Genomic DNA, 22,498 nt, shown 5'->3' with positions numbered 1-22,498 from the left:
GCCTTCTGTATGCGCAGCTCCTCCGTGAAGGCGATGTGGTCCGGCCTCCTGGCGCTCGGCGTGCTCGCCGCGCTCGTGCTCGCCGCCCTCGGCGTCCCCGTCCGGGCGGAGCCGGGACCCGCCCCCTACCTCGACCCGCAGCTGTCCGTCGAGGACCGGGTCGACGACCTGCTCGACCGGATGAGCCTGGACGAGAAGCTCGGCCAGATGACGCAGCCCGAACGCAGGTACATCACCCCGGAGGAGATCACCCGGTACCGGATCGGGTCCGTGCTGTCGAGCGGCGGGTCGGCGCCCGCCCCGAACACGCCGGAGCGGTGGGCGGACATGTACGACGGGTTCCAGCGGGCCGCGCTCGCCCAGCCGCTGCGCATCCCGCTGATGTACGGGGTGGACGCCGTCCATGGCCACAACACCGTCGTCGGCGCGACGATCTTCCCGCACAACATCGGGCTCGGCGCGTCCCGCGACCCGGCCCTGGTCCGCGAGATCGGCGCCGCGACCGCGCGGGAGATGGCGGGCACGGGCGTCGACTGGAACTTCGCGCCCTGCGTGTGCGTGGCCCGCGACGACCGGTGGGGCCGGACGTACGAGTCGTTCGGTGAGGTGCCCGAGCTGCCCTCGATGATGACGACGATCATCGAGGGGCTGCAGGGGGACGAGCTGGGAGGCCCCGCGTCCGTGCTGGCGACGGCGAAGCACTACGTGGGGGACGGAGGCACGGCGGGCGGCGACGACCGGGGCGACACGAGGATCCCGGAGAGGGAACTGCGCGCGATCCACCTGCCGCCGTTCCGCGCGGCCGTGAAACGCGGCGTCGGCTCGGTGATGATCTCCTACAGCTCGTGGAACGGGCTGAAGATGCACCAGAACCGGTATCTGATCACGGATGTGCTGAAGCGTGAGCTGGGCTTCACCGGGTTCGTCGTGTCGGACTACAACGGCATCGACGAGATCGACGGTGAGTCCGGGTTCACCAGGGATGAGGTCGCCGCCGCGATCAACGCCGGGATCGACATGGTGATGGTGCCGACCGAGTGGCGACGGTTCATCGAGTACCTGCGGGACGGCGTGAAGGACGGCGACGTCCCCGTGTCCCGCATCGACGACGCGAACCGCCGGATCCTGGCCAAGAAGTTCGAGCTGGGCCTGTTCGAGCACCCGATGGCCGACCGGACGTACTTGGGCACGGTGGGCGGCGCCGCGCACCGTGAGCTGGCCAGGCGCGCGGTCGGAGAGTCGCAGGTGCTGCTGAAGAACGACGGCGTGCTCCCGCTGGACGACGACGACAAGATCTTCGTGGCGGGGGGCGGCGCGGACGACATCGGCGTGCAGTCCGGCGGCTGGACGATCACCTGGCAGGGGGAGCCGGGCCCGATCACGCCGGGCACGACGATCCTGGAGGGCATCCGCGCGGCGGCGGACTCGTCCACCGCCGTCGCCTACGGCAGGGACGGCACCGGCGTCGACGGGTCCTACGACGCCGCGATCGCCGTCGTGGGGGAGGAGCCGTACGCCGAGTACCACGGCGACAGGACGGGTGACCTGGGCCTCGACGCCGACGACCTCAAGGCCATCGAGCGGCTGCGCGCCGCGGACGTCCCCGTGGTCGTGGTGCTGGTGTCGGGACGTCCGATGGACGTCGCCGCGGAGCTTCCCGGGTGGGACGCGCTGGTCGCGGCGTGGCTGCCGGGCACGGAGGGCGCCGGTGTGGCCGACGTCCTGTTCGGCGCCACCGCCCCCACGGGCCGGCTGCCGGTCACGTGGATGCGCGACGGCGGCCAGCAGCCCATCAACCGGGGCGACGGCAAGGAGCCCCTCTTCCCGTTCGGCTACGGCCTCACCTACGACTGAGCGGTCAGGGCGGTCAACGCCTTCTGAAGGTCCCCGGCCGCCTGGTCGACGGTCTTCTCCCCGGTGATGGCGGCGGTCACGTGTTCCTGGACGGCGGTGCTGACCTCGTTGTAGCGGACGACGACCGGGCGGGGCCTGGCCCTGGCCATGCCCTTCTCGAGCACCGGCAGGTACGGGTACCGCTTGATCATTTCTGGGTCGTCGTAGAGGGCGGCGAGTGAGAGCGGGAACGACTGCGCGCGGCCGTACTCGCGCTGGATCTCGGGGCTGACGATGTGGGCGATGAAGTCGCGGGCGGTGGCCTGGTGCCCGGAGAACGCCGACACGGCCAGGTTGTTGCCGCCGAGGGTGCCGGAGCCGAGGCCGTCCTCGCCGGGAATCGGGGCGACGCCGAACTCGCCGGCGACCTCCGAGCCGTCCTCGGCGGACGCGAGCGCGTACACGTAGGCCCAGTTGCGGTGGAAGACGAGGTCGCCCTCCTGGAAGGCGCGGCGGCCCTCCTCCTCCTTGAACGTGATGGCCTTCTCCGGGATCGTGCCGTCCTCGAAGGCGTCCACGAGGAACCGGAGCCCGGCCTTTGCCTGCGGGGTCGTCACCTGCGGCCTGCCCGAGGAGTCGAACACCTCGCCGCCCGCCGACTGGACGGCCTCGGAGTAGTTGACCGTGAGGCCCTCGTACTTTCCGTACTGGCCCGCGTAGCAGCCGACGCCCTCGCCCTCCGGGAGCCGCCGGACCTCGGCGCACGCGTCGCGCATCTCGTCCCACGTCTTCGGCGGGCCCCCGACACCGGCCTTGGAGAGGAGGTCCTCGCGGTAGTAGAGGACGCCGGTTCCGGTGAGCCACGGCGCCGCGTACAGCCTGCCCCGGTACTTGCCGGTCTCCAGGGCCGCGGGGACGAACGAGGCGGTGTCGACCAGGCCGTCCGGCAGCGGCAGGATCCAGCGGCGCGCGGCGAACTCCGCCGTCCACACCGCGTCGAGCCGGACCACGTCGTAGGCGTCCGACTCGATCTGCATGTTCTGGACGAGCTGCTGCCGCGCCCGGTCGCCGTCCTCGGGCAGCTCGACGATCCGGACCTTCTCCTTCGGGTGCCCTTCGTTCCACTCGGCGACGAGCCTCGGGACGGTCCGGGTGAGGTCCTTGCCGGTGGCGACGGTGATGGGGCCGCGGCCGTCGTTGCTCTCGGGCGCGTCCGGGCCGGAGGTGCCGCCGCAGGCGCTCAGCGCGAGGGCCAGGGGCACGGCCGCGGCCGCGCCAGCCCAGGGGGGTCTCATCGTCATGGAGGCACCGGGCCTTTCGCGGGGGGAGTGGCGGGTGAGTCCGGGGCGAGGACGACGACCGTGCCGTCCAGCCGGGCGCGTTCGGCGGCCCAGACGACGCGGTGCGAGGCGAGGCTCTCCCGGGCGCCGGAGCTGAGCGCGCCGGGGTCGCTGGTGGCCAGCGCGGCCGCGAACGCGTCGGCGAGCGCGTCGTCGGCGTGGTCGTGGCGGCCGTCCTGCGCGGAGCCGGACGCGGCGCCGCCGGCATCGACGGTCTCCAGTTCCCCGGTGACGAAGTCGCGCACGGAGATGCGGACGCCGTCGCCCTCCAGGCAGCCGGACGTGCCGAAGATACGGGTCTGCCGCTGCGCGGCGGGGGAGAACGCCGTCATGGTGAAGACTCCGGTCGCGCCGGACGGGAACTCCATGTTGACGACCTGGTGGTCGACCACGTCGTTGTCGCAGGCGTAGACGCAGCGTCCGTACGGGCCTTCGCGCAGCGCCCGCGTCACCCCCTCCTCGGTGCGGTCGTCGGTGACCGCGCCGAGCGGCCACGCCTCACGGCCGGGGTCGCCGAGGCAGGACAGGTACAGGCGGGTGGCGGAGTACGGGCAGCGCGGCTCGACCGCGCAGTCGACGCAGCGGTCGGCGGCACCGGCCGGACGGTTCTCCGGCCGGAAGTGCGACAGCCGACCGAACGAGGAGACCCGGGCGGGAACCTCGCCCAGCACGTGCGCGAGCCAGTCGAGGTCGTGGCACGACTTGGTCATCAGCATCGGCCCGGACCCGTCCTCGCGGCGCCAGTTTCCGCGCACGTAGGAGTGGGCGTGATGCCACCAGCCGACGGGTTCGAGATGCTGGACGCTGACGGGCGTGCCGATCCGCCCGGCCGCGATCAGCTCCCGGAGCGTGCGCGTGTACTCGGTGTAGCGGAGGACGTGGCAGACGGCGAGCATCACGCCGGCGCTCTCGACGGCGTCCACGATCCGCAGCGCGTCCGCCTCGGACGTCGCCATCGGCTTCTCCAGCAGGATGTGGCAGCCGAGCCCGGCGAACCGGATCGCGGGCTCGGCGTGCTCGGTGTCCTGCGTCGCGATGATGACGCCGTCGGCGACGCGTCCCGCGGCGGCCATCTCCCGCCAGCCGGGGAACGTCCGCTCGGGCGGGATCCCGTGCTCGGCGGCGAACCGCGCGCGGCGGCCCGGGTCGGGCTCGGCGACCGCGGCGATCCGGCCGGCCCCCGTCGCCGCGATCCGGGAGGCGTAGCCGGATCCGCGCAGTCCGGCTCCGGCCACGGCGATCGCGGGCCCCGTCCGCTCCATCGAGCAAGCCTCCCGGCCTGGGTATCGTTGGCGCCGCCCGTACCCCGGCACGGCATTATGCAAGTACCTTTCACAAGTAGGTTTGGCAATAATGTCGTCCGCCCGCCGATCGCTGTCAAGAGGTGCCGTGCCGCAACGCCCGCCGCAACGCCCGCTGCCGTCCCGCCCCCTGCACGGGGGCGATCCCTCGGTGCTCCGCCGGCTCAACTCCGCCGCGACCCTGCGGGCGCTGCGCGACGGCGGCGAGTGCACGCTGTCCGAGCTGGCCCGGCGGGTCGGGCTGTCGCGCCCCACCACCGAGGGCGTGCTGGGCGAGCTGATCGACCGGGGCCTGGCCGGGCAGGACGCGCCGCGTCCCGGTACCGGGCTCGGCCGCCCCGCCCGCCGCTACCGGTTCCGCGCCGAGGCCGGCCACGCGCTCGGCATCGACATCGACGCGCACCGGGTGCGGCTCGTCGTCGCCGACCTCACCGGCGCGGTCGCGGGCGGCCACCGCGCCGACCTGGACGTGCAGGCGCCGCCCGGCGAGCGGATCGCGGCGGTGCGCGCCTCGGTGAGGACATGCCTCGCCGCCACGGGCGTCGAACGGCGGTCGCTGTGGGCGGTCGCCGCCGGGACACCGGGCGTCGTCGCGCCGGACGGGACGGTCACGTCCTGCACGGTGGTGCCCGGCTGGGAGGGCGTCCGGCTGGCCCGCGAACTCGGCCGCTCGTTCTCCTGCCCCGTCCTCGTCGAGAACGACGCCAACCTCGCCGCGATGGCGGAGCGGTGGCGCGGCGCCGCCCGCGACGCCGACGACGTCGTGTGCGTCCACGCGGGCCTGCACACCGGCATGGGCGCGCTCATCGGCGGGCGGCTGCACCGGGGACGGTGGGGCGCCGCCGGGGAGATCGGCATGCTGCCCGAGATGGGCCTGCGCGACACCACCGCCGCACTCATCACCGGCACGGACGTGGACCCGGAGGCGGCGAGCACCGCGCTGGCCGGGCTGGCCTCGGCGGGCGGGGGGTCGGGGGGCCCGGCGCTCGACCATGCCGAACGCGTCCTGGAGGCCGCCGGCTGGGGCGCGGCGGAGGCGACGGCGGTCGTGGAGCGGCTCGCCGCCCGGATGGCGCGCGGCGTCGCGGCGATGGCCCTCGCCCTCGACCCCGAGATGATCGTGGTCGGCGGGCCGCTGGTCAGGGCCGGTGACCTGCTGGTGTCCGAGCTGCGGCGGCGGGTGCGGCCGCTGTGCCTGAGCCCCGTCCGCATCGAGGCGTCCGAACTGGGGGACGAGGCGGTGGGCCTCGGCGCGGTCCGGCTGGCCCTGGACCGGATCGACGAGGACCTCTTCCGCGTCGACCGCCCGTCCGATCCATCCGATCCATCCGGTCCGGGTGCGTCCGATTTGTCCGAAAGTGGCGAGGTGCGCCAAGCGTGACCGCCGCGCCTGTCACGATGCGCCAGTAGTCCGGCGAACCTGGCACGACGCGTTGACGGGTGCGTGCGGCGCACCTAGCGTCCCAGGCGTAGTGATCAAGTACCGGGTGTCGTCAGGGGGCCCGCCCGCGAGGAGGCGCCACGCCGATGACCTCGTTCCCCCGCTCCCGCGCCCGTGACCACCATGATCGATCCGTGTACCGCGTGCTGGTGGTCTTCGTCGCGACGACGGCCCTGATCGCGCCGGCCCTGCCCGCCCTGGCGGTGCCCCGGGCGTCAGCGCCGCCCGCCGACGTCTACACCTACCTGGACGATCCCGAGATGGTCGGGGAGGGCCAGGAGACCCCGCACGCGGTGCTCCGCCCGTTTGAGGACGCCGGCCGGGCGCGCGACGGGAAGGCCGCCCGCTGGACGAGGTCACTGGACGGCGACTGGCGTTTCGCGATCGCGGACCGTCCCGCCGAGGTGCCCGCGGGCTTCCACGAACCGGGGTACGACACGTCCGGCTGGCGCGAGGTCGAGGTGCCGCACACGTGGCAGAGCGACCGGCTCGACCACCCGATGTTCCGCAACATCCCGACCGAGATGTGGCCGGACGACCCGCCCAGGACGCCCCGCGACATCAACCCCACCGGCGCGTACGTGAAGACGCTCGACGTGCCGGACGACTGGGACGGCCGCCGGACGTTCCTGCGCTTCGAAGGCGTCGTCAGCGCCTACCTCGTCTGGGTGAACGGGAAGTACGCCGGCTACGACCAGGGCGGCTACACCCCGGCGGAGTTCGACGTCACCGACCTCGTGCACACGGGAGAGAACAAGGTCGCCGTCCAGGTGCACAGGTGGAGCTCCGGCTCTTACATGGAGGACGTCGACCAGTGGCGGTACAGCGGCATCTTCCGCTCCGTCTGGGCGTACTCCACTCCGAAGACCTATCTGCGTGACGCCACCATCACCACCGACCTGGACGCCGCCTACCGCGACGCCACGTTGAACGTCGGTCTCGTCGTCGGCAGCAAGCACGGGCCGCAGGGCGAGCACACCGTCCGCGCCACCCTCGTCGACGCCGATGGCCGGACGGCGCAGCGCTTCTCCGGCAAGACGGACGTCGAGGGCGGCAGCACGCCCTTGCAGCTCACGGCGGCGGTTCAGAACCCTGAGAAATGGACGGACGAGACGCCGAACGTGTACAAGCTCGTCCTCGAACTGGCCGACGCGCGGGGACACGTCGTCCACACCACCGCCGAGACCCTCGGATTCCGCGAGATCGAGGTCAAGGACAGGCAGCTCCTGGTCAACGGGAAACGCATCCTCGTCAAGGGCGTCAACCGGCCCGAAACCGACCCCGACACCGGACGCCACCAGACCCGCGCCCGCATGGAGTCGGACGTGGCGCTGATGAGACGGCTGAACATCAACGCCGTCCGCACCGCGCACTACCCGTCCGACCCGTACCTGTACGACCTCGCCGACCGGCGCGGCCTGTGGATCGTCGACGAGGTCGACATCGAGACCCACAACTGGGAGGACTGCAGCAAGACCGGCGACCGGGACTGCCTCGCCGACCGTCCCGAATGGCAGAAGGCGTTCCTCGACCGGTTCAAGGCCATGATGGCGCGCGACAAGAACCATCCGAGCGTCCTCATGTGGGACACCGGCAACGAGGCGGGCCTCGGCGCCGCCCACTACAAGATGGCCGACCACGCCGACGCCGCCGACCCGGCCCGTCCTCTGTACCACCAGTCGAACCGCCCCGACGGCGACGCCCCGTTCGCGGACGTGTGGGGGCCGCGCTACCCGACGCCTTCTCCGGCCTGGACGACTTCGTCGAGGTCTACCGCGACCGGCGCTTCGACCTCACCGGGACGTCCGTCACCCTGGACGCGTGGGTGAAGCCCGTCCGCCCGTGGACGGGCGACTTCACCATCGTGAGCAAGGGCGACCACGCGTACGCGCTGAAGATGTCGAACGAGACCACCCTGGAGTTCTTCGTCCACAGCGGCACGTGGCGGACGGTTCGCGCGCCCGTCCCGGCGGACTGGTACGACACGTGGCACCGGGTCACGGGAACGTACGACGGGACCGCTCTGCGGTTGTACGTCGACGGGCGCGAGGCCGCGTCCGTCCCCTTCACCGGGACGATCGACCGGTCGTCGTGGGACGTCAACGTCGCCCGCAACTCCGAGACCATGCAGGACGGCTATCGGGGGCGGATGGCGCACGGCACCATCGACGACGTCCGCATCTACGGCCGCGCGCTCACGTCCGGGGAACTGGCCGCGGGCGAGGACCCGAAGAAGGACGCCGTCGTCGCCCTGGACTTCGACCACTTCGACACCGAGGGCACGTTCCTGTCGAACGGCGAGAGCCTGTCCGGGGACGACGGGCTGGTCGGCTCCGACCGCTACGTCCAGCCGGAGACGGCCCAGCTGTCGTGGGTGCAGTCGCCGTTCCGCGTCACCCGGGCGGACGGGAAGGTGTCCGTTGCGAGCGAGCGGGTCTTCGCCGCCGGCCCAGTGGAGCTGCGGTGGCGCTACACCGAAGGCTCCCGCACGCTTTCTTCCGGGAAATCGCGGGTTAAATTGCCGCCGGGCGGGACGACAGATGTGAATATTCCACCGCCGCCCGCCAATCCGGCCAATGCCGAACGGTGGTTGACGGTGGAAGTCGTCCAGGGCGACCGCGTCGTGGGCTTCGGGCAATTCTCCGCCGGAGGCGCCGAGGTTCCCGGAATCCGCAAGCCCGCCACGGGAAATGTCAAGGCGACTGAGAACGGCAAGGAAGTCGTCGTCACCGGAAAGGGGTTCCGGTACGTCTTCGACAAGTCCAAGGGCACCATGACGTCCATGCGTGCCCGTGGCCGGGAGTTGCTCCGCACAGGCCCGGAACTCGACGTGTGGCGGCCCCCGATCAGCAACGAGACCTACACGTGGGGCCGCGCCGAAGGCGAGGACTGGCGCGGGCTCGGCCTCGACCGCCTGGCCACGACGCCCACCGGCGCGACCGTCGCCGATGGCGAGAAGGTCACCGTCGAGATCGCCGCGAGGACCGGCGCTCCCGACCATCCCGAGGCATGGTTCGACCAGACCGCCACATACGTCGTCGACGGCGCGGGGCAGATTGAACTGACGCACCAAGTCGTCCCCCAGGGCCAGGTCAGAAGCCTGCCCTACCTGGCTCGCGTCGGGTACACGCTCAAGGTGCCCGACCGCTTCAAGGAGTTCGCCTGGTACGGGCGCGGCCCGGTCGGGAACTACAACGACCGCAAGGACGGCACCCCCATGGGCGTCTATTCGTCCACGGTGGACGAGCAGTACGTCTCGTACTACCGGCCGCAGGCCCACGGCAACCACGACGACGTCCGCTGGACGCTGCTGACCGACGGCCGCTCCGGTCTCCTCGCCGCCGGCGTGGACGGAACCATCGAGGCGAGCGTCACCCCGTACGACGATCTGGATCGCGCGCTTTATCCGTTCGCCCGCGTCCGCAATCCGGGCTGGAACACCCTCCATATCGACCACTCGGTCACCGGTGTCGGCGACACGCCCAATCCCGTCCGCCCCGAATACCGAACCCGCCCAGATCGCACCTACACCTACAGAACACTTTTGCGTCCTCTTATGGGCGAGGAGGCCAATACGCTCCGTCTCTCGAAATGACCCTCCGTTCTGTCGGCGGGAGGTTGTAGGGTCCCGGTGTACGGGTGAGCGGGGACCGAACGAGTCAGTCAGGAGTGACATGAGCGCACAACCGGTAGAGCCCCTCCTCCCGGGGCAGGTCCACCGGGTCCCGCGGACGATCAAGGGCATCAGCGACTGGCTGACGGAGGAGAAGCGCACCAAGTTCCTCGAGGAGATCATGGTCGCCAAGGAGGAGGACGACTACAAGCGGGTCATGGACGACTGGTGGGCCGAGGCGCACCTGGCCCAGATCCCCGACCGTGCGGAGCGCCGCGCCAGGGTCCTCCGGGCCGACCGGAGCGAGCTGGTCTCGCTGGATGAGCTCAAGCGCCGGTTCTTGTCGGACGAAGACTCGGAGAAGTGACCGCGGGCCGGAGCGGTTGGACGGTCTTCTGCGAGAAGGAGGCCTCCGATGTCATCGAGGCTATGTCACCCGCACTGAAGGACTCCGTGGTCAGGTTCTTCTGTGACTTCGCGGTTGCGGGTGGCATGGCGATCGATGCCGGCGGCAGTCCACCCGGAAGGCCGATAGACGATTCCGACCTCGTGTACCGATTGGTGGTCGACGGTACCTCCATGTTCTTCGACTACCTGGTACTCGCCGATATCAAGGAGTTCCGCGTCACGAACATGATCTGGCTCGGATGAGTGAATGGCCAGGGGCTAGGGAGTCAGTGGGGTGTTGAACGACCAGCCTTTGCCCAGCATGGCGTCGGTCGCCGCCACGGCGGTGGTCAGGCGGTGTTCGTGCGAGCCGGTCACGGTGATGTGCGGCAGGCCCCGTTTCTCAAGTTCCTCCTCGAAGCGCCCCGACATCCACGACCTGATCGACTCTCCGTCGCGCCAGCCGTCCTGCTCGAACGGGACGCCCTCCGGGTCGGTGAGAATCCACAGATGGTGCGGGTTCCGCTCATGCACGGCCTCGACTTCCGGCGCCGGGGTGCCGAGATAACGCTCATGCCAGACGGCCGTGGCGAACGCGTCCGTGTCGCACACCAGCAGCGGTGAACCCGACCGCGCGGCGGCGTCCTCCAGAGCGGCATGGTGCTCGGCGATCTCAGTGAAGTCGGCGGACTCCCACACCAGGTCGTCCAGCCACAGCGACGGATCGTCGGCGGCGCGGCGGGCGGCGGCCAGCTTCTCCTCGGTGAACGTGCGCCCGTACTCCGGCACCCACCGGGTCGTCGCCCACACGCCACCCCGCTCGGCATAGTGCGCGGCGAGGGCGCGGGCCAGTGTCGTCGTCCCGGTCGACTCGGCGCCCACCACCACGACACGCCGCGCCAGATACGCCCGGACGGGCGGTGCCAGGAACTCCCAGTTCCCCAGGGGATCGTCCCGGATGGCGGTGCCGCTGACGGGGAAGCGGTCCCGCGGCGGGTCGACGGGGACGTGGACGGCGGAGAACCGTTCCGCCAGCTCGGGCCCGTACGCCTCGGAGCTGAACACCGCGTCCACCGGCGGGACGGGCACGCCGAGGCCCGACCGCATCGCCAGTCCGGCCCGGAACGCGGCGACGTGCGCCGACCAGATCTCGTCCGACTCGTAGTCGATCTCCACGTCGTCCACCACCGGGATGATCTCCACATGCGGCTGTTCGTGCGTCTCGCGGAGCCACGCCGTCCTCAGCGGCAGCGGGATGCTCTCGACGCTGGACGCGGCGACGACCACGCTCACCCGCGCGCACGCCGCGGCGGCGACGTCGATCAGGTGGCGGTGGCCGGAGTGCGGCGGATAGAACTTGCCGATCACCAGCCCGTGCGCGTACGTCATGCGGGCACCGGAGCGGGGCCGCCGGCCGTCTGGGAGCGCAGGTCGCGGTGCCAGGCCAGCACACCGAACACGCACAACGTCAGGAAGATGACGTACAGGACGCTCGTCAGTTTCAGGTCCTTGTGGAAGTACAGCGGAATGTAGATGAGGTCGGCGGTGATCCACAGCCACCACGACTCCAGCAGCTTGCGCGACTGCCCGTAGACGGCCATGAGGGAGATCGCGGTGGTGAGGGCGTCCCAGAACGCCACGGTCGAGTCCGTCCAGACGGACAACGCCCAGGTCAGAAAGGCGGTGGTGGCCGCGCCCGCCATGAGGAGGGCCGCCCACTCGTTGCGCCGCGTCCGCCTGACCGGGAGGTTGTCGCGGCCGTCCCCTCCATACAGCCACACCCACCATCCGTACGCCTGGAGCGCGATGTAGAAGACCTGCAGCCCGGAGTCGGCGTAGAGGCCGCCGTCCAGGAACACGAGCCCGAGCAGGATCACGTTCGCGATGCCGATCGGCCAGTTGAGGATGTTCTGCCGGACGACGAGCCACACGTTGACCGCGCCGGTCGCGAAGCCGAGCAGCTCCGCCCACGTGGTGGGCACCGAGCCGACATGGAAGGCGGGGTCGAGCAGCGGGCCCAGCGGAACGTTCACCGACATGCCCGCAATGATCACATATCGTCAAAGAGACGACAAGGGGTTATGCGGGACTCAGCAGGACGAGCGGGGTCGTGGTCGGCCGCACAGACCCGCCGGCGGGCTCGACGGTGACGCCCAGCTTGTCGGACGGACGCCACGTCCCGGCGACGACCGGGCGGCTCCGGTCGTCCGGCAGCAGGCCCGCCGAACGGGGACCACCGGAGTCGATCAGCCAGAGCTGGTACGCCTTCGAGGACGGCAGCGTCCGCAGCCCCGACGACGCCACGACCACCCGTCCGCGCGACTCGGACGCGACGATCGTCACCGTCCCGCCACCCGGGGCGCGGCCCGTCGCCGAACGCGCGTCCGGTGCGGACAGGACGGACGCCACCTCCTGGTAGGCGGCCTCGGTCCGCTCCACGCGCTGCCGTTCACGGATCGCGACGCCGACGGACGTGGCCGTGACCAGGCACGCGGCGGCGGCCAGCCCGGCGGCGACCGCGCGGCGCCACCGCCTCGGACGCACCGGCCGGACGGGCGTGCGGCGAGGGGAGGCCGCAGGGACGGGAGGAAGCTGGCGGACATGCCCGATGTCGGCGAGCACCCGGTCGCGCAGCCGGGGCGGCGGAGCCTCGGCGACCGCCATGCCCAGCCGCGCCGTCGTCGCCCGGAACTCGCGGAGCTCCGTCGCGCAGGTCTCGCACCCGGCGAGATGCGCCTCGAACAGCCGCCGCTCGTCGGCGTCATCGATGGCGTCCAGCGCGTACGGTCCGGCGAGGGCGTGCAGATCGTCCGTCATCGTTCCACCCCCAGGCAGTCGCGCAGCCGGATGATGCCGTCGCGCATCCGGGTCCGCACCGTGTTCGGCGGTGCCCCCACCAGTGCGGCGACCTCACGGTACGAATGCCCGCCGTAGTAGGCCAGCGTGACCGTCTCGCGCTGCAGGTGAGTCAGCGCCCCCAGGCAGCGGCGCACCCGCTCGTGTTCCAGCCGCGCCTCGACCCGCTCGCTCACCGGGTCGTGGTCCGCGCCCGCGCCCTGCCGCGCGGCCCGCGCCTCGCGTTCGCCCGCCGCCTGCTCGCGCCGCACCCGGTCCACGGCCCGGCGGTGCGCGATCGTCATGATCCACGCGAGCGCGCCGCCGCGCTGCGGGTCATAGCGGGCCGCGGACCGCCACACCTCGATCATCACCTCCTGGGTCACCTCCTCCGACATCGCCGGATCGCGGACGACCCGCCGCACCAGGCCGTGCACGGGCGCGGCCACCACGTCGTACAGCAGCTCGAACGCCCGCTCGTCGCCGCGCGCCGTCCGGTGGAGCAGCATGTCGGCGTCATGCCCGGACACGGCGCCGTTCTCCGGCGGTCTCGTCTCTGGCGGCATGCCGCGCTCCCCTCGGTGGGCCGTCCCTCCGGCACTACGCATGCGGGTTCGCCTCGGATCGGACATCACAGGACGAGGCTCCGCAGCGTGAGCCCGACACCGAGGGCGACGACCGTCGCGGACGTCCCGATGGGCATCATCCCGGACGGGATCCGCGGCCGCCTGGCCAGAATGCGCCGCGCCACGACGCGTCCGGAGCCGACGACGAGGAGAGCGACCGTCACCAGCGCGGCGGCCAGGCCGAGCCCGTACGCCAGGACGAGGACGACCCCGAACCAGGCGCGGCCGATCGCCGCGCCGCCCACCAGCACCACCACCGCCGACGGGCTCGGGACCATGCCGCCCGCCAGCCCCATCAGCACGACCCCGCCGCGCCGGCCGCCGGACGTGTGCCCGTGCCCATGCCCGTGGGCGTGGTGGTGCCGGTTGCGCAGCGCCCGCCGCAGCAGCAGAACGCCTGCCGCGCTGACGAGGACCCCGCCCGCCGCGCCGAGCCAGGGGAATAGGGCGTCGGGTGCGAGCAGCGCCCCGGTCGTCACGAGCAGGCCGAGGGCGAGGACCCCGGCGGTGTGGGTGAGCGTGACGGTCAGGCCCAGCGCGAGGACGTCCCGCGTCCGCCGCCGCCCCTCACCGACCGCGTGCGCCGCCATGATCGTCTTGCCGTGACCGGGCGCGAGCGCGTGCAGGGCGCCGAGCGTCATCGCGATGAGGAAGGCCAGGACGGCGAAGCCCGGCGTGAGATCGTGCCGCGCGACGAGGGAGGTGAACCGCTGGGTGAGCCCGTCCGTGCCGCGCGGAAGCAGCCGCTCGGGGCCGCCGCCGGACGCGGGGGCGGCGGTGAGCGGCGGCCCTCCCGCCCGCACCGTGAGGGTGGCGGACCGCTGGTCGAGGGGAGAGGAGAGCATGCCCTCGGGGTAGGCGGTGAGCCGCCAGCTGCGGGACGCGGCGGGGACATCGGACGCGTTCAGGGTCATGCGGTCACCCTGAGCGGTGATCTCCCGCCAGCCGATCCGGCCGGTCGTCCCGGCTTGGAAGGAGATCGTCCCCGGCTCGGCCGGTGCGGTGATCCGGCATTCGACCCGCAGCGTCGGCAGCCCCGCCTGCCCGGCCGGCGCCGTGGCCTTCGCGGACTCGACGGAGGCGGTCACGGCCCGCCCGTCCACCGTGATGCGCATGGACGACGCCGCCCGCCGGCAGGGCCCGTCCGCCCACGCGTCGAGTTCGGCGGCGGACGGACGGCCGTCGCGGTCGGTGTCCACGTCCGGAATGGCCTGCGCGGCGGGGATCTCCGCGAGGTCCTCGACATGGTCGATCCGCAGCTCGTGCGGGGTCGCGACCAGCCCGTCGTAGTGGTTCACGGTGAAATTGCCCAGCGGATGCGCGGCCAGCAGACCGGCCGCGAGCGCAAAAGTGATCATGGTGCGCCTCCCAGGTCGTCCAGTGCGGCCTTGGCGCGGGGTGCCCACAGCGGCGAGAACCGCGGGTTGCGGCGCAGCGACTCGGCCAGGTCGCGGCGTGCGTCGGCGCGCTCGCCGAGCGCCTTCTCGATGGCGCCGAGGTGGAAACGGAACTGGGCGCGGCGGTATCCGGTCGCCGTCGCCTGCCGGGCGTAGCGCAGGGCCTCCCCGTCCCGTCCGTTGACGTGCAACGCCCAGGCCAGTGCGTCCGCCGCGTGGACGCTGCACTGCCGCACCTTCGGGCCGGGACAGCGGCGGCCGTACTCGGCCCGCGCCGCGCGCAGCGCCGTCTCGGGATCGCCGTGGTCGCTTTCGAACAGCGCGATCTCCAGGTCGGCGTCGACGCCGTTGGCCTTGGCGATCCGCGTCCACGCGGCGGCGACCGCGTACTGCCGTTTCGCCTCGGCCGCGCGTCCCCGCGACTCCAGCAGCTCGCCGTACTCGGTCGGGTATCGGGGGAGCGGCATCCGCCGGACGACCTCGGCCCGGTCGCTGACCGCCCCCTCGATGTCGCCTCTCGCCGCCCGGACACGCGCCCGCCCGTCCAGAGCGGGCACGTAACCGGGCGACAGACGCAGCGCCTCGGCGTACTCCCGTCCCGCCGGGCCGAGGTCGCCGTCGTTCCAGGCCAGCTCGCCGAGCTGTGTCGCGATGTAGGCGAGGTCACCCCGATCGGTCGCGGAGTCCCGGGCCAGCCCCAGCACCCGCCGTGCCTCCCCGACGTCCCCGCGCAGCTCCCGCACATAGGCGAGCCGCGTGAAGATCGGGACACCGGGGCGCTTGGCATCCGCCTTCCGCGCCGCGTCAAGGGCATCGTCGTAACGGCCCAGCTCAACAAGCGCGTCCACGCGGACGGCCGCTGCCCGCTGCCCGAACGGGTTCGTCCTGAGCGCCCGATCGGCGTACCGCAACGCCTCATGGAAGTCATGCCGAGCCGCCGCCAACGATCCCAGACCGGCCAGCGCGTCATCGTTCCCGGGCTCCTCCTTCAAGGAGCGCCGCAGCACACCGTCGGCCTTCGGGTAGTAGGTGGTGTCCCCGGTGACGCGGGCCCGCTCCACGTACGCGACCCCGAGCGACGCCCACCCGGCGGCATCGTGCGGCTGCTCGCGGAGCCGCTCCTGCAGCCCCGCGATGCCGGAGGCCGGGGCCCCGGCTGCCGCGCCGGTCGCGGCGGGCGCCTCGGACGGGCCGCCGAACACGACGGCCGATCCGAGGGTGAGCGCCGCGACCAGCCCAGCGACCGAGGCCCCGGTAACGAGGGAACGCATCAGTTCTCGTGCCGTCCCGGCTCGGGCCGCCTGCGCCGCCACCACAGCAGCCCGCAGGTCAGTGCGAAAGCCCCCGCACCGGACAGCGCCGCGACCGGCAGCAGGCCGAGCACCCCGGACCCTTCATCGTCCGGGGCGGCGACGTCCTCGGTCGCCCCGGCGTTCAGCAGGTCGACGGTCTCGCCGTCCTTCGTCTTCGCGCCGGATGCCTTCGTCCCGGGCTTCTTCGCGCCCCGCACGTCCGACCCGGAATGCGGCTGCGCCACGTACGGGAACGTCTCCTCGAAGCCGACGTCGTTGGCGTTGACCGCGTCCCCGAGGTCGTTCTTCTTGCCGAGCAGTTCGCCCTCGACGGCCTGCAGCGAGATGTCGAGGACGTCGTCGGTGAGCCGCCGCCCGTTCGGGAAGCCCGCCTTGTCGCCGCCGAGAACCCCGAGCCGGTCCGGGTTCGGGACGGGCTTGACCGACGTGTTGAGCCTGAGCAGCTCCGCCGGCCGCACGTCCTCCGGCTGGTTCAGCCCCGGCACGCCGGTCAGGTACGCCTGGACGAGGTCCTTGCGCGGACCGGGCGGCGCCGGGATCCTGTAGACCTTCTCGATCAGCTTCGGCAGCTCGGGGTCGGTGACGAACCCGCCGAACTGCGCGTCATGCCACGGGCTGGACGCGTTGAACGTGTCCTTCTTGCCACGCGGGATGACCACCTCGTTCACCAGCGGGCTCCCGAGCCGCGACACCTGCGTGTAGTGGCCCCCCGCGTTGCGCCGCTGCACGGTCGAGTTGACGCCGATCACCGGGTCGCCGCCCTCGACGAGATGCCGGGTCGGCACCTGCAGTGCGACGGTGTTCACGTTGTAGCCGCCCAGGGTGTCGTTGCCGACCTCCTTGAGGTTCGCCCCGTACAGCAGGTCGAACACCCGCAGATCCAGGAAGAAGGAGTCGTCGGCCTGCCCGGCGAACGACGTCATCCCGCCGCCCAGCGGTTTGATCGCCTGCGCCCGCAGCTTCGCGTAGTCCGGCATGGACGCCTTGCCCACGTTGGACGGCGCGACCGGAGCGTGCTCGACGACCTTGTGGACGCTGCGCACGTTCCCGTCCACCCGCCGGATGAGGCTCAGATCGTAGGTCTGCGTGAAGTTGAGATCCGGGTCATCGAGGCTCGTCACCGGCCCGGTGTTGTAGAGGAACGTGTTCTCGTTCTTCAGCTGGTCGTGGAACTCGAACCGGTATGTGAGGTCGGCCAGCGAGTCACCGTCGTTGTCGACGTTGAGGTCGTAACGGGCGTCCCGCGCGAACTTGTAGAAGTTCGGCCCGCCCGCCGGCTCCTGCAACGGGACGAAGTTCGCGATCAGCGTCGTCGTGTCCGGCTTGTCGGGACTGACGAACGCGTACACGTCCGTGTTGTCGTACTGCGGCTGCCCGGAGATGAGCGGCGCCTCACGGTGACTGGACGCGGTGCCCTGCCGCGGCGCGAGCCCGGCGAGCCCGCCCGCGAGCAGCATGCCCCCGGCGACGACCAGCGTGGCGACCCGCGCCCTGGACGGATGGAGTGTCGGCATCGTGGAACCCCCACCGGCCCCCGGACCCCAGCCGCGGCGGCGCCTTTCCTCGGCGCTGGGCTACGACTGCCGCGACACCGGACCGACCGGTTTCTTCGCCATGCCCGCCGTTGCTTCGAGGCCCGGCCCCCACCTGATTGGTCCCATCTCCGCACTGGCCACGTACGGCCACCGCCGAACAAGCCGCCGGGGAGGAGCGTCCACGCGCCAGATCACCTGCGTTCGCCGGCCTGCCGCTCGTACTCGTCCCACAGTTCGAGGAATTCGATCAGCACTCATCCGCTTGCTCGGCCGCCGCCCGGTACGCCTGCGCCCGTCCGGCGCACCCCCGCATCCCGCACCCGCCCCTGCCCGGACCGATCAGGGGCGGGGGTCGGTGGGGCGGTAGCGGGCTTTGATGTGGACGCGTTCGCCCTGGGGGCCGAGGATGCTCAGGAACTCCACCGGGCGTGTGCCGGCGTTGCCGAACCAGTGGGGGAGATGGGTGTCGAATTCGGCGACCTCGCCGGCGGTGAGGACGAGGTCCCGGTCACCGAGTACGAGGCGCAGCCGTCCGTTGAGGACGTACAGCCAGTGGTATCCCTCGTGTGAGCGGGGGTCGGGTTCGCGATCGGCCCGGCCGGCGGGGAGGATCTGCTTGAACGCCTGCAGCCCGCCGGGTTTGCGGGTCAGCGGGATGACCGTCATGCCGTTGCGGCTGATCGGCCGCGGAAACACCCGGGGGTCGGCGTCGGACGGGGCGCCGACGAGTTCGTCGAGCGGCATCTGGTAGGCCCTGGCCAGGGGCAGCAGCAGTTCCAGGCCCGGCTTGCGGTGCCCGGACTCCAGCCGGGACAGGGTGCTCACCGGAATTCGGGTGGTCTCCGACAGGGCGGTGAGCGTGGCTCCGCGGCGGCGTCGCAACTCGCGCAGCCGTGGTCCGACCGCGGCCAGCACGTCATCGAACTCGTCGCTCATGGGTTCACTGTGCCCGCGGATTTGCATTTTTTGCAAAGAACTTTGTCAGATCGCCATGGGGGAGGCAGGTTGCGGGCGGAGGTGGTCACGATGACCCAGCAACCCGGCCCGGCACCCCAGAGGACCAAGGAGGCCCAGTTCTGGGACGAGAGGTATCGCAGCCGCGACCAGGTTTTCAGCGGGGAACCCAATGCCGTGCTCGTCGCCGAGGTCACCGACCTGACGCCGGGGCAAGCACTTGACGTGGGGTGCGGCGAAGGCGCCGACGCGCTCTGGCTGGCCCGGAACGGCTGGCAGGTCACCGCGGTCGACGTGTCCCTGACCGCTCTGCGACGGGCCGCGGCCGCGGACGTCACCGGCCGCGTGGCGTGGGCACGCGCCGACCTGACCGCCACGCCACCTCCCGCCCGCTCATTCGACCTGGTGTCCGTCCAGTACGTCCCGCTCCCGCACCGGCCGGGCCATGCTGCGCTGCGCGGCCTGCCGGCCGCAGTCGCACCCGGCGGCACCCTGCTCATCGTCAGCCACGACCCCGCCGACCTTTCCCCACGCCACGGCTTCGACCCCGGCGACTACTACCAGCCCGGCGACATCGCCGGGCTCCTCGACAACGACTGGACGGTCCTGATCAACGAGACCCGGCCGCGAAGCGCCCCCGCACCCGCCGGCACGCACCACACCCGCGACACCGTCCTGCGAGCGCAACGCCTGCGGTAGTCCGGCACCGTTCACGTGCCGCTGCTCGGCGGGACGGCCGCGTGAGGGAGAGTGTCCTTGAACATGGCTGTGGTGGGGTCGAGTTCGCACCCGTGTCGAAACCCCCTACTGACCGGACGGCTCAGTGGGATGGGCGCAACTCGATGATCGAGCGCGACCCGGCGGGCATGACCGGGCCGACCTGTAGCCCGGCCGACGCGGCCAGCGCCTCGCCCGTCTGCGTACCGGCGGCGATGTGGTCGGCCAGCCGCAGCGTCGCCGCCACCCGGATGGCCATCGGCGTCACCAGGTCGGCAGCCGCCCACAGGTCCCCGCCCCATCCCGTCGCATCCTCGGCCATGGCGCCTCCTTGCCCGACGGGTGCCCGGCTCGCCGCTCCGACGCATAACGCCGCTTCCCGAACACTATCTTCGGGTGTTCGAGCGCTCCCGGGTTCTGCGTGGCACTTGCCTCGTCATGGCCGCCCGCCGAACGCCCAGTCGTGGACCTCGACGCCGGCGTACCGGTCCGAGGTGAGGACGGCGCGTGCCGTGTCCGGGTCCGGAGCCCGGACCAGCGCCGCGGTGCCCAGCCAGGTGGTGCCGTCGTCGGACAGCAGCGGCCCGTACGCGATCAGCTCGTCCCGGTCGGGCGGCACGTCGAGGTCGGCGGCCTGTCCCGAGCCGAGGCCGAGCACCAGGTACCGGTTGCCGCCGGTCCGGCCACCGGGGAAGTCCCACATTGTGCGTCCCAGCATGTTGCGCCACCGGCGCAGCAGCACGTCCCTGTACGCGCCGGCCTGGTAGTTGGGCTCGTCGAAGGCGAACGCGCGGGCGGCGGCGGGATCCGGCAGGTCGAGGATGTGCACGCTGCCGGCGGGCGTCTCGCCGTCGGGGGCGAAGGTCGGGCCGCGGGCGATCATCTGGGTCGCGTACCGGTCCATGTAGGCCCAGTGCTCTTCCAGCAGTTCGTGGCGCAGCGTCAACGAGCCGGGCCGGTCGCGGTGGTGGCAGAAGAACTCCATGCCCGCAGTCTTCTACGCCTCAGTTCCCGGCGTTCACTTGGGCGGCGGTCTTGGTGGGGCGGTATCGGACGTTCACCACCGCCATGGGGTCGTCTCCGCCGACCCGGTGGAGGTTGATCGGGGCGCCGCCAGGGCTGTCGTACAGGCGGATGCCGTCGCCGAGCAGGACGGGTGCGATGTGCAGGTCGATCTCGTCGACCAGTCCCAGTTCGAAGAGCCGGCGGCCGATGGTGGGCGAGAACACCTCGACGTTCTTGCCGCCGGCGGCCTCAAGCGCGATCCGGACCGCCTCGGCCGGGTCGCAGTTCAGGAACGTGACCCGGTCGGCGGGGGCGGCGTCCTCGGGGTGGTGGGTGAGCACGAAGACCGGTCCGTCCCAGGCGCCGCCGTAGATGGCGCCGGCGTCCGGGAAGGCGTCCCAGCCGTCTCGGCCGCCCAGTACGGCGCCGGTGGTCTCGGTGTACTCCTCGATCAGGCCGGGACGCGAGGTGCCGGTCATCCAGTCCATCCCGTGGTCGGGTCCGGCCACGAACCCGTCCAGGGACATCGTGAAGTGGAAGAGGACCTTCCCGGCTGCGGTCTGCGGTTCGGTGTCGCTCATTCGTCGCCTCCGCCATCTGGTTGCGAACTGCAATCGGTATCGCCACGGTAGACCCTACCGGTGGTAGATTGCAACCAGATGGAGGTGGCTGCGAGTGGGGAAACCGGCGCGTTCGGGATGTCCGATCAACGCCGCGGTCGAGGCGTTCGGCGACGCCTGGAGCCTGCTCGTGCTGCGGGACGTGATGTTCGGAAACCGGCGCTACTTCCGGGAGTTGCTCGGCGGCTCGAAGGAGGGGATCGCCTCCAACATCCTGGCCGACCGGCTGAAGCGGCTGGTCAACGCCGGTCTCCTGACCCGTGAGGACGCGGGGCCGGGACGGCGCGCCGCCTACAGCCTGACCGAGGCGTCGATTCGGCTGGTGCCCGTCTTCGCCCAGCTCGGGGAGTGGGGCCTGCGGCACCGCCCCACCACCAGGAGCCTGCGGGTGCGGGCGGAACTCCTCGCGGCCGGCGGGCCGGAGCTGTGGGAGGAGTTCATGTCCGAGCTGCGGACCATCCATCTCGGTGAACCGGCACCGGAACGGGACGGCCCGAGCGTCATGGAACGCCTCGCTGAGGCCTACACTGCCGAGCTTTGACGGAGCGGGTGCCCACCGTCACCGTCCGCCATGGCGTAGGCGGTGGCCTCGGCGTCTACGCGCCGAGGCCGATGTGGCGGCGAAGTGTTGATCACTCGCCGCGCACTCAAAATGGCCTCGATCGGCAATTTCGGAGATCAGCAATAGGGCGGGGCATTACGGTACGGATGGTCAGCAAGGCCCGGCCGGCTGGTACAGGAGGACGTCGGTGGACGACAACTCGGCCCCAGGGGGCGCCTCGCCCGAGATCGACACCACCGCCGCACATCCGGCCCGGATATGGAATTACTGGCTGGGCGGTAAGGACAACTACCCGGTCGACCGTCAAATCGGCGACCAGACCACGGACATCTATCCGGAAATAGTCCAGCTGGCCCGGCACCAGCGCGCATTCCTCGGCCGCGCCGTGCGTTTCCTGGCCGGCCAGGCCGGCATCCGGCAGTTCCTCGACATCGGCGCCGGCCTGCCCACCGTCGACAACACCCACGAGGTCGCCCAGCGGGTCGCCCCGGAATCCCGCATCGTCTACGTCGACAACGACCCGCTCGTGCTCGTCCACGCCCGTACCCTGCTCACCGGCACTCCCGAGGGCGCGACCGACTACGTCGACGCCGACCTGCACGACCCCGGCAGGATCATCGCCGAGGCCGCGAGGACGCTGGACCTCACCCGGCCGGTCGCGATCACCATGCTCGGGATCCTCATCTTCGTCGAAGACGACGAGGAGGTCAGGAGCATCGTGCGGCGGCTGATGGACGCCGTGCCCCCCGGCAGCCACCTGGCGATCACGCACACCACCAACGCCGTCCACGGCGAGCGCACCGACGAGGCCGTCCGGGTCTGGAACGAAGGCGGCTCGGTCCCCATGACGGTCCGCGGCCCCGAGACGATCATGAGCTTCCTGGACGGGCTGGAACCCCTCGACCCCGGCCTTGTCCCGCTGACACGGTGGCGCCCCGAACACACCCCCTTCGACGCGCCGCCCGAGGTCGACGAGTTCTGCGCCGTCGCCCGCAAGCCCTGACCCGCCGGAGGCCGGG

The 22,498-nt window shown here is 71.7% G+C and carries 22 protein-coding genes; 9 read left to right on the top strand and 13 right to left on the bottom strand.

Going from position 1 to position 22,498, the window contains the following annotated elements:
* The first annotated feature begins 9 nt into the window (after positions 1–9).
* On the top strand, positions 10–1,854 hold the full coding sequence (locus ACTWPP_RS09410; RefSeq protein WP_443103762.1) for a glycoside hydrolase family 3 protein: 1,845 nt from the start codon (positions 10–12) through the stop codon (positions 1,852–1,854).
* Here ACTWPP_RS09410 and ACTWPP_RS09405 read toward each other — a convergent pair.
* Together ACTWPP_RS09405 and ACTWPP_RS09400 are read right to left on the bottom strand one after the other, a co-directional pair.
* Positions 1,845–3,134 (bottom strand): ABC transporter substrate-binding protein, encoded by a 1,290-nt coding sequence (locus tag ACTWPP_RS09405; protein ID WP_443103761.1) that lies wholly within the window; start codon positions 3,132–3,134, stop codon positions 1,845–1,847. The two genes, ACTWPP_RS09410 and ACTWPP_RS09405, sit on opposite strands and share 10 nt — an antisense overlap.
* A complete protein-coding gene (locus ACTWPP_RS09400; RefSeq protein ID WP_443103760.1) occupies positions 3,131–4,435 on the bottom strand; it encodes a Gfo/Idh/MocA family protein in 1,305 nt (434 codons plus the stop codon). Before ACTWPP_RS09400 ends, ACTWPP_RS09405 begins: the two co-directional genes overlap by 4 nt.
* 127 nt (positions 4,436–4,562) lie before the next feature.
* On the opposite strand from ACTWPP_RS09400, the gene ACTWPP_RS09395 reads away from it, so the two are divergent.
* The 5 genes from ACTWPP_RS09395 (at position 4,563) to ACTWPP_RS09375 (ending at position 10,179) form a co-directional block, all read left to right on the top strand.
* Positions 4,563–5,855, top strand: a complete 1,293-nt coding sequence (locus tag ACTWPP_RS09395; RefSeq protein ID WP_443103759.1) for an ROK family protein — start codon at positions 4,563–4,565, stop codon at positions 5,853–5,855.
* Between the two features lie 146 nt (positions 5,856–6,001).
* Positions 6,002–7,744 (top strand): glycoside hydrolase family 2 protein, encoded by a 1,743-nt coding sequence (locus tag ACTWPP_RS09390; protein ID WP_443103758.1) that lies wholly within the window; start codon positions 6,002–6,004, stop codon positions 7,742–7,744.
* Positions 7,633–9,510, top strand: a complete 1,878-nt coding sequence (locus ACTWPP_RS09385; RefSeq protein WP_443103757.1) for a LamG-like jellyroll fold domain-containing protein — start codon at positions 7,633–7,635, stop codon at positions 9,508–9,510. Before ACTWPP_RS09390 ends, ACTWPP_RS09385 begins: the two co-directional genes overlap by 112 nt.
* A gap of 79 nt (positions 9,511–9,589) precedes the next feature.
* A complete protein-coding gene (locus tag ACTWPP_RS09380; protein WP_443103756.1) occupies positions 9,590–9,895 on the top strand; it encodes a hypothetical protein in 306 nt (101 codons plus the stop codon).
* Positions 9,892–10,179, top strand: coding sequence for a hypothetical protein (locus ACTWPP_RS09375; RefSeq protein WP_443103755.1), 288 nt, complete (start codon positions 9,892–9,894; stop codon positions 10,177–10,179). Before ACTWPP_RS09380 ends, ACTWPP_RS09375 begins: the two co-directional genes overlap by 4 nt.
* A gap of 15 nt (positions 10,180–10,194) precedes the next feature.
* Here the strand turns inward: ACTWPP_RS09375 and ACTWPP_RS09370 are convergent, their stop codons facing one another.
* From ACTWPP_RS09370 to ACTWPP_RS09335, 8 genes are all read right to left on the bottom strand, one after another.
* Positions 10,195–11,304 (bottom strand): AAA family ATPase, encoded by a 1,110-nt coding sequence (locus tag ACTWPP_RS09370; RefSeq protein WP_443103754.1) that lies wholly within the window; start codon positions 11,302–11,304, stop codon positions 10,195–10,197.
* Complete coding sequence (gene pnuC / locus ACTWPP_RS09365; RefSeq protein WP_443103753.1) at positions 11,301–11,954, bottom strand: nicotinamide riboside transporter PnuC; 654 nt, start codon at positions 11,952–11,954, stop codon at positions 11,301–11,303. Before pnuC ends, ACTWPP_RS09370 begins: the two co-directional genes overlap by 4 nt.
* Before the next feature lie 40 nt (positions 11,955–11,994).
* Positions 11,995–12,732: an anti-sigma factor gene (locus tag ACTWPP_RS09360; protein WP_443103752.1), complete on the bottom strand. Its 738-nt coding sequence runs from the start codon at positions 12,730–12,732 to the stop codon at positions 11,995–11,997.
* Positions 12,729–13,316 (bottom strand): ECF RNA polymerase sigma factor SigK, encoded by a 588-nt coding sequence (gene sigK, locus ACTWPP_RS09355; RefSeq protein ID WP_443103751.1) that lies wholly within the window; start codon positions 13,314–13,316, stop codon positions 12,729–12,731. The genes ACTWPP_RS09360 and sigK overlap by 4 nt, the downstream gene beginning before the upstream one ends.
* A 65-nt stretch (positions 13,317–13,381) precedes the next feature.
* Positions 13,382–14,734 (bottom strand): hypothetical protein, encoded by a 1,353-nt coding sequence (locus ACTWPP_RS09350; RefSeq protein WP_443103750.1) that lies wholly within the window; start codon positions 14,732–14,734, stop codon positions 13,382–13,384.
* Positions 14,731–16,044, bottom strand: a complete 1,314-nt coding sequence (locus tag ACTWPP_RS09345) for a hypothetical protein (RefSeq protein ID WP_443103749.1) — start codon at positions 16,042–16,044, stop codon at positions 14,731–14,733. The genes ACTWPP_RS09350 and ACTWPP_RS09345 overlap by 4 nt, the downstream gene beginning before the upstream one ends.
* Positions 16,044–17,600, bottom strand: coding sequence for a DUF4331 domain-containing protein (locus ACTWPP_RS09340; protein WP_443103748.1), 1,557 nt, complete (start codon positions 17,598–17,600; stop codon positions 16,044–16,046). The genes ACTWPP_RS09345 and ACTWPP_RS09340 overlap by 1 nt, the downstream gene beginning before the upstream one ends.
* 360 nt (positions 17,601–17,960) lie before the next feature.
* Positions 17,961–18,557, bottom strand: coding sequence for an XRE family transcriptional regulator (locus tag ACTWPP_RS09335; protein WP_443103747.1), 597 nt, complete (start codon positions 18,555–18,557; stop codon positions 17,961–17,963).
* A 90-nt stretch (positions 18,558–18,647) separates the two neighbouring features.
* Here ACTWPP_RS09335 and ACTWPP_RS09330 point away from each other — a divergent pair, with 90 nt between their 5' ends.
* On the top strand, positions 18,648–19,274 hold the full coding sequence (locus ACTWPP_RS09330; RefSeq protein ID WP_443103746.1) for a class I SAM-dependent methyltransferase: 627 nt from the start codon (positions 18,648–18,650) through the stop codon (positions 19,272–19,274).
* A gap of 121 nt (positions 19,275–19,395) precedes the next feature.
* Here ACTWPP_RS09330 and ACTWPP_RS09325 read toward each other — a convergent pair whose 3' ends face one another.
* The 3 genes from ACTWPP_RS09325 to ACTWPP_RS09315 form a co-directional block, all read right to left on the bottom strand.
* A complete protein-coding gene (locus tag ACTWPP_RS09325) occupies positions 19,396–19,614 on the bottom strand; it encodes a hypothetical protein (protein WP_443103745.1) in 219 nt (72 codons plus the stop codon).
* A gap of 114 nt (positions 19,615–19,728) precedes the next feature.
* Positions 19,729–20,277 carry a YciI family protein gene (locus tag ACTWPP_RS09320; protein ID WP_443103744.1) on the bottom strand — a complete coding sequence of 183 codons (549 nt, stop codon included), beginning with the start codon at positions 20,275–20,277 and terminating at the stop codon, positions 19,729–19,731.
* 19 nt (positions 20,278–20,296) lie between these two features.
* The gene (locus tag ACTWPP_RS09315) at positions 20,297–20,878 is read right to left on the bottom strand and encodes a dihydrofolate reductase family protein (protein WP_443103743.1); all 582 of its coding nucleotides are present in this window, start codon (positions 20,876–20,878) and stop codon (positions 20,297–20,299) included.
* Between the two features lie 94 nt (positions 20,879–20,972).
* Here ACTWPP_RS09315 and ACTWPP_RS09310 point away from each other — a divergent pair, with 94 nt between their 5' ends.
* Together ACTWPP_RS09310 and ACTWPP_RS09305 are read left to right on the top strand one after the other, a co-directional pair.
* The gene (locus tag ACTWPP_RS09310; protein ID WP_443103742.1) at positions 20,973–21,458 is read left to right on the top strand and encodes a winged helix-turn-helix transcriptional regulator; all 486 of its coding nucleotides are present in this window, start codon (positions 20,973–20,975) and stop codon (positions 21,456–21,458) included.
* A gap of 208 nt (positions 21,459–21,666) precedes the next feature.
* Positions 21,667–22,482 carry an SAM-dependent methyltransferase gene (locus tag ACTWPP_RS09305; RefSeq protein WP_443103741.1) on the top strand — a complete coding sequence of 272 codons (816 nt, stop codon included), beginning with the start codon at positions 21,667–21,669 and terminating at the stop codon, positions 22,480–22,482.
* Positions 22,483–22,498: the final 16 nt, after the last annotated feature.

Origin of the sequence: Actinomadura sp. 3N407, assembly GCF_052245875.1 — a bacterium.
In the GTDB taxonomy this organism is placed as follows: domain Bacteria; phylum Actinomycetota; class Actinomycetes; order Streptosporangiales; family Streptosporangiaceae; genus Spirillospora.
This window is presented reverse-complemented; position numbering and strand designations above follow the sequence as displayed.